The organism is Ruminococcus sp. (assembly GCF_045129435.1).
Classification (GTDB): Bacteria; Bacillota; Clostridia; order Oscillospirales; family Acutalibacteraceae; genus Ruminococcoides.
In genome coordinates, this window is record NZ_JBGVJL010000193.1 from 26,057 (window position 1) to 40,403 (window position 14,347).

Sequence of the window (14,347 nt, forward strand, 5' to 3'; positions counted from 1 at the left end):
TGATGACACGCCCCTTAAAAATCACTTTCTACTTTTATCTCAGCCACAGGGCAAGCCAGAATGCTTACAAAATTATTCTACGCTGAGGATAAAGTAATAAACCGGCTGGTCACCCTTAACAAGAGTAATGTCTGTGCGTGAGCCAAACTTATCTGAAAGTTCGTTAAATGCAGTTTTTGCATCTTCCTCGCTGATTTCATTACCGTAAATAAGAGTGATGAAAGAAGTATCACGAGATACCATATTCTTTGCAAGCTTTACAACTGCCTTTACAGGATTCTTTTCTGTAATGGTAAGCTTGCCGTTTTCAAGAGCAATAATGTCGCCCTCTTTGATTTTCTTACCACCAAATTCGCTGTTTCTTGCAGCAAATGTAACAAGACCTGTGCCAACACCTGTAGCTGCATCCATCATAAGCTGAGCGTTGCTCTCAGGTGAAATTTCAGAATCAAAGTTGAGCAATGCAGTCATACCCTGCGGAATTGTTCTTGTAGGAACAATAACAACATTTCTGTCTTTAACCATAGGAATAGTCTGCTCTGCTGCAAGAATAATGTTTTTGTTATTTGGGAAAACAAGTACATTCTTGGCAGGAGTTGCCATAATAGCAGCGTAAATATCGTCTGTGCTTGGGTTCATACTCTGACCGCCGGATACAACATTTGCACAGCCTAAATCCTTAAAGAGATTCTTAAGTCCCTCGCCTGCTGCAACTGCAACAAAACCGAAGTCCTCAACCGGCTCGGCAGGCTCAAAGCTTTCTTTCTTAGGCTTTGAAGCCGCCTTTGCGTTCTTATGCTGCTCCTTCATATTTTCAACCTTAACGGTTAAAAGCTGACCGAATAAAAGTGCCTTTGTGAGTGCCTTACCCGGCTGTTCTGTATGAACATGAACCTTAATGATTTCTTCATCATTAACCACAACAACGCAATCACCTATTGTCTGGAGATAAGCTCTTAATTCATCAGGATCTGGAGCATCCTCAATATTTCTGCCAATAATAAATTCTGTGCAGTAAGTAAACTGAATGTCATCGTCAAATTCAGCCGCTGCACTTTCAAAAGTTTCTACAGTAGCCTCTGCCTTGTCCTCTGTATATTCAACCATTACACCGTCTTTAAGGTAAGAAAGCATACCCTCAAAGATTACACAAAGTCCCTTACCGCCTGCATCAACTACGCCTGCCTTTTTAAGAACAGGTAAAAGCTCAGGAGTGATTGCAAGAGCCTCGTTTGCCTTGTCACAAATGCTCTGCCATACATAAAGGCTGTCTGAATTGATTCTTGAAGCCTCTACACCCTCTTCGTAAGCCATACGAGCTACTGTAAGGATTGTACCCTCTGTAGGTTTCATTACTGCCTTGTAAGCAGCGTCAACACCGATACCGAGTGCCGCTGCAAGGCTTTTTCCGTTTACCTCTTTCATACCCTTGAGGCCCTGTGCAAAGCCTCTGAAAATAAGAGAAGTAATAACGCCTGAATTACCTCTTGCACCTCTCAGCATTGCAGAAGCCGTAATCTGAGCTACCTCGCCTGCGTCATCGCCGTTATATTCGGCAAGAGCCTTTGCGGCAGCCATTATTGTCATAGACATATTTGTACCTGTATCACCGTCCGGAACAGGGAAAATATTAAGATCATTAATTTGATTTTTCTGTGAGCTTATATTGTTTGCACCAGAAATTATCGCATTCTTTAAGATTTCGCCGTTAAACATTGCGAGCACATCCTTTATCATACAATTAAATTCATAGACATAGTTATTATATATTTTAGTGCGGAATTTTGCAAGTGAAATTCACAAAAATATAGCAAATTTTAAATTTTAGTCACCTTATTCAATTCTTAGCGACTCAAAAGAGAGAGTTTTGCCTGATTTGTCATCAATATCAAAAATCACACATTCCATTTTGCAGTCACCGTCTGCAAGGTCAAACCTTGCGGGCATTTTTGTGCGGAATTTATTAATAATAATTTCACTTTTTACGCCAAGAACCGAATGAATTGTGCCTGTCATACCCACATCGGTAATATATCCGCTGCCCTGTGGCAAAACCTGTGCATCAGAGGTCTGCACATGTGTGTGTGTGCCAAACATTGCCGATACCTTGCCGTCAAGGAAATATCCCATTGCTCTTTTTTCGCCTGTAGCCTCAGCGTGAAAATCCACAACAATAATATTGCTTTCAGCTTTTTTCAGCATATTTTCTGCACACGAAAAAGCACAATCAAGGTTATTATCCATAAAAGTATTGCCCATAATATTGATAACGGTAATAATCTTTCTGCCTGTATCAACATTGATAATACCTGTACCCGGAGTTGTGCCGTTCGGGAAATTCGCAGGGCGAACTATAAAAGGATTTTCATCAATAAATTCATAGGATTCCTTTCGTCTGAAAGAATGGTTGCCGAGTGTGATTACATTTACACCGCTGTCAAGCAGATAATTTGCTGAGCTTGGAGTAATTCCGTTGCCGTCGGCTGAATTTTCACCATTACAAATAACAAAATCAATGCCATTTACCTTTTTTAAAGTAGGCAATTTATCTCGCAAAAATCGACAGCCGACACTGCCCACAACATCACCTATACATAATATCCGCATAATATCACCTTATAATAATCTGATGAGTTTAATTATACCACAAACAATCTAATCTGTCACACTAAATTCAAATGTTTGTGCAATATTTTCGTTAAAAATATAGCTTACTTCTGCTATATAGTCATTACCGTTCATTTTAGTGTTAATTTTTCTGCTTACAATCCTGCTTTCAGGCTTTTCAAACACCTCGTAAAGTATTGACTGAGTGAGTAATTTTTTATCAAGCGTGCTTTTATTAAGCTCGGCATCGGTTTTATTAACCTCCACTTCGCTCTGAGTAATAATTTCAACGGGAATATCGGTATTGTTAAAATTCGGTTTTTCACAACTGTAAACGCTCACGCTGTCATCGTAAGACAAAAAGCTTAACGAGCAAGGAAACTTAAAATTTATAAAATTGCAGATATACCTGTCTGTGCGGTTGTCGGTTATTGAATAATACTCATAGCTTCTTGGCAGGGTATATTCCTTTTTATATATAACATCTGCCATTATTTCTGCACTTGCGTGCACATATTCTATTGTTTCCTGCTTTGATTCTACTATACCGCTGACAAGCAAATCTCCCTTTACTACTCCGCTACCTTTTAATACCTTTGTTTCACCTCTTGAGGTTTTTATATCTGTAATAACTCCGTCATTGTTCGCCTTTACATTGCATGGCGTTTTAAAATCTGGTGTGTCGGGCTTTGGTGCTTTTTCCTCAATATTCACGCTCATTGTACTGCCCATAATATTTAGACTTATCCAACCTATCTGCTCATTTTGCATTATCAGTTTTCTCTCTGTGTTCTTAGTATCTATTGAGTTTATATAAGAACCGATTTTTACATTATCTTCTTCAAGTGCGTGGAGTATCTGCGAAGTGCTGAGAGTTTTTGTGGGCGGTGCGTCAATATACCATAAAAATTTTGAAAGCACTACTATAAGCACAATTCCTATTATACCGCCAATCACAAGTCCCACTCGCCCATTGTACCGCTGAGCATAAAACGGCAGTCCATGCCTTGCCGTAACTTGCATTTTAAGCTTTGATTTTGAGGCTATACTTCGTATATTTTTGTAGTCATACACCTGCATTGTGGCGGTTAAGCCTTTTTCTGTAGGCTTTAAATTCCACACATTTATTCCGTTGCGAGTGGTAAGGTTAATAAACCTCTCAGGAAATTTTCCGCTTGCCGAAAAATCAACATAACCCTTGCTCCACCTTATCAGCTTTAAAAGCATAGTAACGCCTCGCTTTATGTAATAAAATCAATTCCCGTAATAAATCCCTCAATCACAACATCAAAGGCAGAAATGCACTTTACTGTAAGCCCTCTGCCACACACAGACACAACCATTTTGCTGGTGTTTATCTTTATATTCTCGCTTTCGTACCGCAAAACACCTGTTGAACCTTCAATGGTAATTCTTCGGTTGCCGAGCATTTCAAGCATTGGCAAGCCTGAGTTTAAGTCAATCGCCACTGAGTTTGTCGATTGATTTTTAGGTTTATCGTTTTTTCTCTGCAAAATATATCTCTCCACTCCAAAGCTTTATTATTATTTTTATGCAGAGTGTCACATATATATTAATGGTGATTGCTATGTTTATAAAGGCAAATTTTCACAAAATATCAGCCGTATTGCTCTCCCTTGCAATTATAATTATATGCGTTCTGCTTTTGATTTTTTCAAAGGAATGTGCAAGCGGTGCTTTTTCGGGAATTGAAATGTGCATTAATGTGCTGATTCCCTCACTTTTTCCGTTTATGGCTGTATCGTCTTTCATAATAAGGAGCGGTGTGTCAGACATTCTTGGCAAGCCGTTTAAAAAAATTATGAAAGGCATTTTCGGCTTGAGTCCTGCCTTTGCTCCTGTACTTTTGCTGTCGGTTACAGGAGGTTACCCGATTGGTGCAAAAAGCTGTAACGAGCTGTATAAAAACGGAACGGCTGATATTGAAGAATGTAAACGAGCAAGCCTTTTTATGGTGTGTGCGGGGCCGGGATTTCTCATAAGTTTTATCGGAATGTCAATTTATAACGATAGAAAAATAGGCACAATTATGCTTGTTTCCCAGATTTTGTCGGTACTTCTTACAGGCATTGCGAATAGAATAATAAACAGAGGAAAAATTTCTTATAAAAGCAAGGCTTTAGGCGGTGTTAAGCTTAGTCTTACAAAATCTCTTGTGGAAGCGGTTGCAGACGCTTCAAAAGGTATGCTTTCAATATGCTCATTTGTAATTGCTTTTTCTGCGGTATCGGGAATAATTTCTGCTGTAATTGATGACGGACTTATAAAAACTGTTATTTTATCCGTATTAGAGGTCTGCACGGGCGTAAAGACGGTTTCAAGCGAACTGCCTGTGTGGGCAACCGCCTTTGTTGCAGGCTTTGGCGGAATATGCGTTCATTTTCAGATTTTTTCCGTACTCGGTAGCTTGAACATAAGCAAAATAAAGTTTTTCTGTTACAGAATTATACAAGGCTTATTGACGGCAGTTTTTACTTATGCGGGTATGCAGATTTTTTATGATGCAAAGACTGTATTTTCGGTCGGGACAGTTACGGGCAGTTCAATTTACGGCGGCACAGCCTTTTCGGGGATTGTGCTTGCCGCACTTATGATATGCTTTTTGTATTCTCTTAAAAACTGTAAAAACAATTAACGGAGGTTACTTATGTGTGGTATTGCCGGTTGGTTTGACAATGAAATTAATATGAGCGAACGGATTCCCGTTTTGTATGAGATGTCGCAAACGCTTAGCAAGCGAGGCCCTGACGAAAACGGACTATACATCAATAAAGGCTGTGCATTGCTCCACAGACGGCTTGTGGTTATTGACAAGGAAAACGGCAAACAGCCTATGGCGGCAAGGCACAAGGGCAAAACATATATAATTGTCTATAACGGCGAATTATATAATACCGATGAACTCAGAGAAGACTTGAAAGCAAGCGGTTTTCATTTCAGAGGACACAGCGACACCGAGGTTGTGCTTAAAGCATATATGAAATACAAGGAAAAATGTGCCGATATGCTCAACGGTATTTTTGCTTTTGCAGTGTATGATGTGAGTGAAAACAGTATATTTTTATGCAGGGATAAAATCGGAGTAAAGCCGCTTTTCTACTATGAATACAACGGTGGAATATTGTTTGCGTCAGAAATAAAGGCATTGCTTGCAAGTAAAATTGTAAAACCGCAGATTGACGAAACCGGACTGTATGAAATCTTTTTTTTAGGCCCTGCACGAACTCCGTCTTGCGGTGTTTTTAAAGGTGTAAAGGAATTAAAGCCCGGTGAAATGGCAATATACAAAGACCAAAAGCTCACTAAAAAAAGCTACTTTACAATTCAGGCAAAGGAGCACACAGACAGCATTGAGCAAAGCATTGAAAAAACACGCTACCTGCTTACAGATGCTATAAATCGTCAGCTTGTAAGCGATGTGCCGTTATGTTTTTTCCTCTCAGGCGGACTTGACAGCAGTATTATTGTAAAAACCGCCTCACAGTATTATAAAGAAAACAGACTCGGCAAAATCAACACCTACTCGGTTGAATACCGTGACAACGAAAAATACTTTAAAAAAAGCCTGTTTCAACCAAACGCTGATTTTGAATACATCTCGCTTATGTCACGCAATGCCGACAGCCGACACAGGGAAATTATTCTTGACAACAAGGCCGTTGCCGATGCACTATATGACAGCGTAAACGCAAGGGATTTGCCCGGGTATGTTGATGTAGATTCCTCTCTGCTTCTGTTTTGCGGTGAAATAAAAAAAGACTACACAGTTGCCCTTTCGGGCGAATGTGCAGATGAGCTTTTCGGCGGTTATCCATGGTACCACAACAAAGACATTTTGTTTGAAGATAACTTTCCGTGGTCAAAATCGAAAGATGTAAGGTCGGGTATTCTTAAAGACGGCATATTGCCAAAAGGTGCGGAATATGTACGGCAAAAATACCTTGATACCGTTAACCTTGCACCTAAACTAAAGACGGATTCTAAAATTGACGCACGAATGAGAGAGATGTTTTATCTTAATTTCTACTGGTTTATGCAATGCCTGCTCGAGCGAAAGGATCGCTGTTCAATGTACAACGGACTTGAAGTGCGTGTGCCGTTCTGTGATTACAGGCTTGCAGAATATGCCTACAATATGCCATGGGAAATCAAGGCTTACAACAACAGAGAAAAAGGAATTGTACGCAAAGCTTTTGAGGATATTTTGCCGGAGGAAATATGTTGGCGAAAGAAAAGTCCATATCCAAAAACGCACAATCCGGTTTATTTTGAAATATGCAAAGAGCGTGTGTTAAATATTCTTAAAAAGAAAAATCAACTTACAGAATTACTCAGCTTTGACGGCATAATGAAAATAATTGAAAATCCAGAAAGCATCACAACTCCTTGGTACGGTCAACTTATGCAAGCACCACAGATACTTGCTTATATAATTGAGCTTGATTATTGGTTTGAAAAATACAATGTTGAAATAGTTTAAAGCTTGTGATAAAATAAGCTAAAGAATTAAAAAGCGGGTGATTGTTATAACGCAAAAAATGTATTCGGCTATGGTAAATTTCTTTAAAAAAAATAAATTTTGCAATCTGATACTAAGATTCTGTTATAACTTTCTGCCATTCATAATGTTTTTTTCATACGGAATTTTGCTTGTGTTTATGCTGTTTTCCGATGCAAAAATCTTTGCAAGGGTATTGCTTGCACCGTTTACGGTATTTGCATTGGTAACGGTTTTCAGAAAAATATTCAACCGACAGCGACCTTACCAGAAATTCAAAATTGAATCGGTATTTGGCAAAGACAAAGACGGTGAAAGTATGCCGAGCAGACATACTTCATCTGCGTTTATAATTGCAATGGCATTTATGTATGTAAGCATACCGCTTGGCATCGCCTATATGATAATCAGCGTATTGATTACAATTTCAAGAGTGCTTTCGGGAGTTCATTTTATAAGCGATGTAATCGCAGGTATGGCAATCTCACTTCTTTACGGCTATTTTTCATTTTTCATAATTTAAAAAAAGTGCCTGGGCAAAATGCTCAGGCACAATTTTTTAAATATTCAACTGTAATTATTCAATTACCTTAATCCAACCCTTTGGAGCTTCAATTCTGCCCATCTGAATACCTGTGAGAGTTTCATAGAGCTTCTTAGTTACAGGGCCCATTTCTTCCATACCGCTTGGGAAGCATATTTCCTTGCCGTGGTCATTGATCTTGCCAACAGGTGAGATAACGGCTGCTGTACCGCAAAGACCGCACTCTGCAAAATCCTTAACCTCGTCAAAGTAAACTTCTCTTTCCTCTACCTCAAGGCCAAGATACTCTTTTGCAACATACATAAGAGAACGGCGGGTGATTGAAGGAAGAATGCTGTTTGACTTAGGAGTAACAACCTTACCGTCTTTTGTAACGAAGATAAAGTTTGCACCGCCTGTTTCCTCTACCTTTGTACGGGTAGCGGCATCAAGGTACATATTCTCGGCAAAGCCCTCTTCATGAGCTGTAACAATAGCATGTAAGCTCATTGCATAGTTAAGACCTGCTTTGATGTGACCGGTACCGTGTGGTGCGGCTCTGTCAAAGTCTGAAACCTTAATTGTGATTGGCTTTGCACCGCCCTTGAAGTATGGACCGACAGGTGTTGCAAAAAGTCTGAACTGATACTCTGTTGACGGCTTAACACCGATAACAGGGCCAATACCGAACATATATGGACGAAGATAGAGTGTTGCACCTGAGCCGTATGGCGGAACATAGTCTGCATTTGCCTTTACAACCTTGCAAACTGCGTCAACAAACATATTCTCAGGGAGAACAGGCATTTCAAGTCTTTTGCAGGAATCCTGCATTCTTGCTGCGTTAAGGTCAGGTCTGAAAACTACAATTTTTCCGTCCTGAGTTGTATAAGCCTTTAAGCCTTCAAAGCAAGTCTGAGCATACTGCAAAACACCTGCACACTCACTCATTGTGATTGTTGCATCGGTTGTCATTGCACCATTGTCCCACTTGCCGTCTTTATAGTTAGCTACAAATCTTTCACCGGTAGGCATATAACCAAAACCGATATTTGCCCAATCAATATGCTGTTTTTCCATAATATATTACTTCCTTTCATTGTAGGCAAAATCTGTTATAAGTATATATTATACTTATTATCGTGATTTGTCAACAATTAAAGCGAGATTATTAGTATATAAAGGTATATTTTGTACCAATTTTTCTACTTTCAACAAACTACAATTCCTTTTACGAATTAAAGCGGTAAATTTTAGCATATTTATTAATTTTACAAGTATATTTATAAATCAAAAAGGTTCAGAGATTGCATACATTTTTTACCAAAAATGCAATTTGCAAATTCTGAACCTTCATTTTTATTTTAACAAATTATAAACTCGCACACAAACACAAGTGCACAACAGATTACCGACACCTTGAAAAGTCCTGCGTCAAACCATGCCGCCACAAGACCTGCCGCAAAGGCTAATGCACCTGCAATCGGGCTTTGTGTGGCATTGATTATTGCCGGAAATGTCATTACAGAAAGCGTTACATACGGCACATAATAAAGGAATGATTTTACAAACCTATTTGTAAATTGCTTTTTCACAAGTGTGAGAGGCAATACTCTTATGGCAAAGGTCACACCAGCCATTATGAGTATGTAAATATACGGATTATGCGTCATTTTCTTTGCCCTCCTCATCTTTTATCGGGAAAAGCAATGCTGCAACTGCCGAAATAACTACAGTAAGTATAATTGTTCGTGTGCCCTCGGAAATCTGACTGATTATTGGCAGATATGCAAAAGCAAGACTTAATATAAAACTTACAATCACTATACCCATAAGCGGTTTGTTTGTCTTTGTCGGCGGTACAATTATGGCAAGGAACATTCCAAACAATGCCACACTCAAGGCACTCACCACTCTTAGAGGCAGAATATTACCTGCTATTGTGCCGAGTGCTGTGCCAACCGCCCAGCAGGGACCGGCAAAAAGGATTGCACCGTATGTGTAATACGGATTTACACTTCCCTTGCGTGAAATTGTAATACCAAAAAATTCATCGGTTATAAAAAAGCCGAGCAAAAGTCTGTGAATAAGCTTAGTGCCACTTTCTATTCTCTGGCTTAAAGCACAGCTCATCAAAAGATACCTTGCATTTGCAATAAGCGTTACAACTGCCATTTCAAAGAATGTAGCGTCTGCCGCAATTACGGTAAATCCTGAGTATTCGCCTGCCGAGGCATTGCAAAGCAAGCTTGCCAGAAAGCTCTGAAATGCGGTAAGTCCTGCGTTTTTTGCGGCAATACCTAAGGAAAATGACACCGCAAGATAGCCAAGTCCTATTGGGATTCCGTCACGAAGTCCCTGTGCAATAACCTTTCGGTTAGTTTTTATTAAATTTTTTCCACCCATTTTTAACTCCATAAATTTTATTATTAAAATGCACAAACAGCCAACCGCTCAATGCAGTCGGCTAAGCTAAAAAAAATCGCTCAGACAATATTCAAAATATCTGTAAAGCCTGTTGCATTAAAAACATCGAGCACAGCTTCATTCACATTTGAAACTGTAAGTCCGCCCTTTGCTGACATCTTCTTGTGCAAGGTAAGCACAACACGCAAACCGGCAGAGGAAATATATTCAAGCTTTGCAAGGTTTAGTGTAAGAGTGTTTACGCTGTCAGCAATATTTTCATTTTCAAGCTGTGGTGCTGTGAGAGTATCAAGCCTGCCCTCAAGTGAAAGTGTAAGCTCATCACCGTTTTCGGTTCTTATAATTTTCATAGTTTATCTCCCGCATAATTAATCAGTTGAGATGCTTTTCAATCGAAAAGACATTAGTTTTGTTCTTATATTCGTAATCGCACTTATCCATAACCTGCTTTACAAGAAAAACACCGAGTCCGCCAATCTGCCTTTTTTCCGCCTCAAGCGTAATGTCCGGGTCTGTTCTTGCAAGCGGATTGTACGGTTTTCCTGTATCTTCAAATGTAATTCTCAGGCTAAGTGGTTCAGGTAGAATTTCAAAGCTTATATTCACCGTTCCTCCACTCTCTGCATAAGCATAGCTGCAGATATTTACAAAAATTTCCTCTACGGCAAGCTCAAGCTGAATCTGTGTTTTCGGCATTACATCATATGGATTTAAGAATTCATCAAGAAAATCCGTCAGCTTTGAAAGATTTTCTTTATTTGCACTTAGCGTTAATTTTTTCATATTCTGCACCTACTCTATTCTTAAAGCAAGCAAAGTCAGATCGTCAAATTGCTCCTGACCGTCTGCAAAATTACTTACGCTGTTTTCTACTGCATTCACAAGGTCTTTTACAGAGACATTTTTATTCTTATTAAGAATATTTTTTAGTCTCTCCTCACCATACATATTGCCTGTAGCTGAGTTTGCCTCTGTTACTCCGTCAGTGTATAGCACAACTGTGTCACCCTTATTAAGTGTTGTAGAAAATTCCTTGTATTTAAAATCATCAAGACCTGCAAGCACAAAGCCCGGCTTTATTTTTACATAATCAAACTCTTTGTTGTTTCGCATAAGTAAAGGTGCGTTATGTCCTGCGTTTGAATATATAAACTCGCCTGTTTTAATATTAAGAAGTCCGATAAATGCGGTTACAAACATATTTGCATCGTTTTGACTGCACAATACCTCGTTTGTTTTGGTAAGAATTTCTGACGGAGTTTTGCCAGAATCGTAGAACATATGAAGAATAACCTTTGTCATTGCCATAAACATTGCGGCAGGCACACCCTTACCCGACACATCAGCAATTACAACCGCCATATGCTCGTCATCAACAGCAAAGCAATCATAAAAATCACCGCCTACCATTTTGGCAGGAGTCATATCTGCACTTACAGACACATTAAATTTGTTAAGTTCATCGAAATTTTTCGGTAAAATTCCTCGCTGAATTTTTGATGCAACATTAAGCTCAGCTACCATTTTCTCTCGTTCAGCTGTGCTTTTTTTTATATTATCGGTGTAAACCTCAATATCAGTCAGCATTTTTTCTATTACCTTAGCCATATTGCCAACCTCGGAATCAATACCTGCAAATTTTTTACATTCATTTATTATAGCTTTATTGTCAAAATTGCCGTCTGTACCATATTCTGAAATTGAAGTAGATATAGACTTAATCGGAATAACAAAGCTTTTTTCTGTGTAGAGCAGTACCCTTGCAATAATAATGATATAAAGATTGATTACTACACCTGCAAAAATATAGATTGTTTCCCACAATTTAATATCATCAACAACTACAGCAGATAAAAAGAAGTAGCAAAACACTGTAATGATAGCAGTAAAAATCAAACCTGCACACATAAATTGGTATATCATTTTTTCGTTAAAGGACGCAACATCTTTTTGTTCGTTGCCAAGCTTTTCAGCCTTATTTTTGGGGATAATAAATCTTATATTTTTCTTTGATAAAAAAGCAACAAAAGGTATGCCAAGCAATACACCGAAATCAAGGTTATTAAAAAATATGATTAATGTCGTGTTGTTTATAAAATCGGAATGAGTATTGAACATAATCATAAATCCAAGCAAGCCGGCATTGAGAAGTGAACTGATAAGCACAATAACACCAAAGCGAACTACCTTTGATATTTTATCAAAGCGTGGGTAAAGCGAAATATCCTTATCCACCACAAAGTCGCTATACCACAAATGATGCACAATATAGCTTGTAAAAAGCTGAATAAAAAAACTTTCAACACACATAGGTGCAGATAGTCCGAACACAATATCACCGGCAAGATTGCCGAGAGAACAACCTAATGCACCCCAAAATCCAAAAAATAATGAGCATACAGGAGGCAGAATTGCCGCAGGTCTTAGCTCCGTCATACTTGTAAGCTGAAAAAAGGATCTGAACGGGACACAAACGCAGAAAAATGCCACACCGCAAATCAGGGTTAAAAGCAATTTATACCTAAGGTCATTTTTAACTTTCATTGCATCACCTCAAAAAGTACTTACCTAATTATAGCATATTAATATTACTTTTTAAATAACAAAAAGGCAGTAAAAACTGCCCTTTTGACAAATTTTATTATTCCTCGCCATTCCAGCAGTAGGTACAAAGCTTGCACTTATCAATACCGCAGGAATCAAGCATATCATCAAGACGATTAAAGCGAAGTGAAGTAAACTTAAGCTCCTTGCAAATCTCGTCAACCATCTTCTCATACTTTTCTGAATCAGGATTAGTATATTCCTTTAACACCTCATCAGTAACATTACCGTTTTCAAGTCTTTCAATAACTCTTCTTGTGATAAGATCCATTTCAGATGATGAGCGTGAGAAGTTCAGGTATTTACAACCATAAACAAGCGGCGGACAAGCCGGTCTGATGTGAACCTCCTTTGCACCGCTCTCAAAAAGGTACTCAGTAGTTTCTCTAAGCTGTGTGCCACGAACGATTGAGTCATCAATCAAAAGCAAGCTCTTATCTCTGATTAAATCTTCAACAGCAAGCAGCTTCATCTTTGCAATAAGGTTACGCTGGCTCTGAATTGTCGGCATAAATGATCTTGGCCATGTCGGGGTGTATTTAATGAACGGTCTTGAGAACGGAATACCCGAAGCGTTTGCATAACCAACTGCGTGTGCAATACCGGAGTCAGGCACACCTGCTACAACATCAGGCTTTACATTATCTCTCTCAGCCATTTTTTCACCGCAATGGTAACGCATCTGCTCAACGCTCATTCCCTCATATGAACTTGCAGGATAGCCGTAATAAACCCAAAGAAATGTGCAGATTTTCATTTCATCACCGGGCTTTTTGAGTGTAACGCAGTTTTTAGCCGTAATAACAGCAATTTCACCGGGGCCTAATTCCTTATAATTGCTGTAACCGAGATTTTTGTATGCAAAGCTTTCAAATGCGGCACAGAATGCGTCCTCTTTTTTGCCGATAACTATAGGAGTTCTGCCATACTTATCTCTTGCACAATAAATGCCGTTTGGATTCATAAGCAAAAGAGAAAGCGAACCGTCAACCTTTTCGAGTGCATAGTTAATGCCGTCAACAAGGTTTTCTTTCTGGTTAATTAATGTAGCAACAAGCTCTGTAGGATTGATTTCACCACCGCTCATCTCAAGGAAATGAGAATTTCCGTTTGAGAAAATCTCCTCCACAAGCTCGTTTGTATTGTTAATCTTGCTTACTGTTGTGATAGCATATGTACCGTGATGTGAGCGTACCATAAGCGGCTGTGGCTCATAGTCAGAAATACAGCCAATGCCGAGTCTGCCCTTCATCTGCTGCATATCCTTATCAAACTTAGTTCTGAAAGGTGCGTTTTCAATGTTATGAATTGATCTGTCAAAGCCTCTTTCATCGTCATAAACTACCATACCGCCTCTTCTTGTGCCAAGATGTGAATGATAGTCAATACCAAAATACAAATCAAATACGCAGTCGTCCTTGGCTGCTACTCCCATATATCCACCCATATTTTTTCTCCTTTATAATTCAGTATAAAACTGCAACCCAAATACAGTTATATTTTATTATATTATTATTTTGTCCTGTTGTCTATACAAAAATAAAAATTATATCTTAATATTATTATGCAGTGATATACTTTTTTGCTTATTTGTTTAACTATATTAAATTTTAAGCAAAAAATCACAATTATTTTTTATAAAAGATTTACACAAGGTTAATTTTATG

At 38.7% G+C, this 14,347-nt stretch carries 14 protein-coding genes; 3 read left to right on the top strand and 11 right to left on the bottom strand.

Going from position 1 to position 14,347, the window contains the following annotated elements:
- Positions 1 to 72: 72 nt before the first annotated feature.
- From ACJMMI_RS08910 to ACJMMI_RS08925, 4 genes are all read right to left on the bottom strand, one after another.
- Positions 73 to 1,716 carry a DAK2 domain-containing protein gene (locus ACJMMI_RS08910; RefSeq protein ID WP_405355043.1) on the bottom strand — a complete coding sequence of 548 codons (1,644 nt, stop codon included), beginning with the start codon at positions 1,714 to 1,716 and terminating at the stop codon, positions 73 to 75.
- Positions 1,717 to 1,833: 117 nt separating this feature from the next.
- Positions 1,834 to 2,607 carry a TIGR00282 family metallophosphoesterase gene (locus ACJMMI_RS08915; protein ID WP_405355045.1) on the bottom strand — a complete coding sequence of 258 codons (774 nt, stop codon included), beginning with the start codon at positions 2,605 to 2,607 and terminating at the stop codon, positions 1,834 to 1,836.
- 48 nt (positions 2,608 to 2,655) lie between these two features.
- Positions 2,656 to 3,834 (bottom strand): sporulation protein YqfD, encoded by a 1,179-nt coding sequence (locus ACJMMI_RS08920; protein WP_405355046.1) that lies wholly within the window; start codon positions 3,832 to 3,834, stop codon positions 2,656 to 2,658.
- Positions 3,835 to 3,848: 14 nt separating this feature from the next.
- Positions 3,849 to 4,121: a YabP/YqfC family sporulation protein gene (locus ACJMMI_RS08925; RefSeq protein WP_405355048.1), complete on the bottom strand. Its 273-nt coding sequence runs from the start codon at positions 4,119 to 4,121 to the stop codon at positions 3,849 to 3,851.
- 74 nt (positions 4,122 to 4,195) lie between these two features.
- Here ACJMMI_RS08925 and ACJMMI_RS08930 point away from each other — a divergent pair, with 74 nt between their 5' ends.
- From ACJMMI_RS08930 to ACJMMI_RS08940, 3 genes are all read left to right on the top strand, one after another.
- The gene (locus tag ACJMMI_RS08930; protein ID WP_405355049.1) at positions 4,196 to 5,263 is read left to right on the top strand and encodes a hypothetical protein; all 1,068 of its coding nucleotides are present in this window, start codon (positions 4,196 to 4,198) and stop codon (positions 5,261 to 5,263) included.
- Positions 5,264 to 5,275: 12 nt separating this feature from the next.
- Complete coding sequence (gene asnB / locus ACJMMI_RS08935) at positions 5,276 to 7,108, top strand: asparagine synthase (glutamine-hydrolyzing) (RefSeq protein ID WP_405355050.1); 1,833 nt, start codon at positions 5,276 to 5,278, stop codon at positions 7,106 to 7,108.
- A gap of 70 nt (positions 7,109 to 7,178) precedes the next feature.
- Positions 7,179 to 7,649, top strand: coding sequence for a phosphatase PAP2 family protein (locus tag ACJMMI_RS08940; RefSeq protein ID WP_405355052.1), 471 nt, complete (start codon positions 7,179 to 7,181; stop codon positions 7,647 to 7,649).
- A 54-nt stretch (positions 7,650 to 7,703) separates the two neighbouring features.
- On the opposite strand, the gene ACJMMI_RS08945 is transcribed toward ACJMMI_RS08940, so the two are convergent.
- The 7 genes from ACJMMI_RS08945 to ACJMMI_RS08975 all read right to left on the bottom strand — a co-directional run bounded on the left by ACJMMI_RS08945 (position 7,704) and on the right by ACJMMI_RS08975 (position 14,127).
- Positions 7,704 to 8,729, bottom strand: coding sequence for a branched-chain amino acid aminotransferase (locus ACJMMI_RS08945; RefSeq protein WP_405355053.1), 1,026 nt, complete (start codon positions 8,727 to 8,729; stop codon positions 7,704 to 7,706).
- Positions 8,730 to 9,013: 284 nt separating this feature from the next.
- A complete protein-coding gene (locus tag ACJMMI_RS08950) occupies positions 9,014 to 9,322 on the bottom strand; it encodes an AzlD domain-containing protein (RefSeq protein WP_405355055.1) in 309 nt (102 codons plus the stop codon).
- Positions 9,312 to 10,055 carry an AzlC family ABC transporter permease gene (locus tag ACJMMI_RS08955; protein WP_405355056.1) on the bottom strand — a complete coding sequence of 248 codons (744 nt, stop codon included), beginning with the start codon at positions 10,053 to 10,055 and terminating at the stop codon, positions 9,312 to 9,314. The genes ACJMMI_RS08950 and ACJMMI_RS08955 overlap by 11 nt, the downstream gene beginning before the upstream one ends.
- An 80-nt stretch (positions 10,056 to 10,135) precedes the next feature.
- Positions 10,136 to 10,426 (bottom strand): STAS domain-containing protein, encoded by a 291-nt coding sequence (locus ACJMMI_RS08960; protein ID WP_405355057.1) that lies wholly within the window; start codon positions 10,424 to 10,426, stop codon positions 10,136 to 10,138.
- 22 nt (positions 10,427 to 10,448) lie between these two features.
- Entirely contained in the window at positions 10,449 to 10,859 is a 411-nt protein-coding gene (locus ACJMMI_RS08965) for an ATP-binding protein (RefSeq protein WP_405355058.1), read from the bottom strand.
- 9 nt (positions 10,860 to 10,868) lie between these two features.
- Entirely contained in the window at positions 10,869 to 12,620 is a 1,752-nt protein-coding gene (locus ACJMMI_RS08970) for a SpoIIE family protein phosphatase (RefSeq protein ID WP_405355059.1), read from the bottom strand.
- Between the two features lie 97 nt (positions 12,621 to 12,717).
- Positions 12,718 to 14,127, bottom strand: coding sequence for an amidophosphoribosyltransferase (locus ACJMMI_RS08975; protein ID WP_405355060.1), 1,410 nt, complete (start codon positions 14,125 to 14,127; stop codon positions 12,718 to 12,720).
- Between the last annotated feature and the right edge of the window lie 220 nt (positions 14,128 to 14,347).

Bases quoted from the DNA above. Each gene is read 5' to 3' on its own strand.
- ACJMMI_RS08930 (WP_405355049.1), top strand. From the start codon at position 4,196: ATGTTTATAAAGGCAAATTTTCACAAAATATCAGCCGTATTGCTCTCC.
- ACJMMI_RS08920 (WP_405355046.1), bottom strand. From the start codon at position 3,834: ATGCTTTTAAAGCTGATAAGGTGGAGCAAGGGTTATGTTGATTTTTCG.
- ACJMMI_RS08970 (WP_405355059.1), bottom strand. From the start codon at position 12,620: ATGAAAGTTAAAAATGACCTTAGGTATAAATTGCTTTTAACCCTGATT.
- ACJMMI_RS08940 (WP_405355052.1), top strand. From the start codon at position 7,179: ATGGTAAATTTCTTTAAAAAAAATAAATTTTGCAATCTGATACTAAGA.
- ACJMMI_RS08975 (WP_405355060.1), bottom strand. From the start codon at position 14,127: ATGGGTGGATATATGGGAGTAGCAGCCAAGGACGACTGCGTATTTGAT.
- ACJMMI_RS08965 (WP_405355058.1), bottom strand. From the start codon at position 10,859: ATGAAAAAATTAACGCTAAGTGCAAATAAAGAAAATCTTTCAAAGCTG.
- ACJMMI_RS08910 (WP_405355043.1), bottom strand. From the start codon at position 1,716: ATGTTTAACGGCGAAATCTTAAAGAATGCGATAATTTCTGGTGCAAAC.
- ACJMMI_RS08960 (WP_405355057.1), bottom strand. From the start codon at position 10,426: ATGAAAATTATAAGAACCGAAAACGGTGATGAGCTTACACTTTCACTT.
- asnB (WP_405355050.1), top strand. From the start codon at position 5,276: ATGTGTGGTATTGCCGGTTGGTTTGACAATGAAATTAATATGAGCGAA.
- ACJMMI_RS08915 (WP_405355045.1), bottom strand. From the start codon at position 2,607: ATGCGGATATTATGTATAGGTGATGTTGTGGGCAGTGTCGGCTGTCGA.
- ACJMMI_RS08955 (WP_405355056.1), bottom strand. From the start codon at position 10,055: ATGGGTGGAAAAAATTTAATAAAAACTAACCGAAAGGTTATTGCACAG.
- ACJMMI_RS08945 (WP_405355053.1), bottom strand. From the start codon at position 8,729: ATGGAAAAACAGCATATTGATTGGGCAAATATCGGTTTTGGTTATATG.
- ACJMMI_RS08950 (WP_405355055.1), bottom strand. From the start codon at position 9,322: ATGACGCATAATCCGTATATTTACATACTCATAATGGCTGGTGTGACC.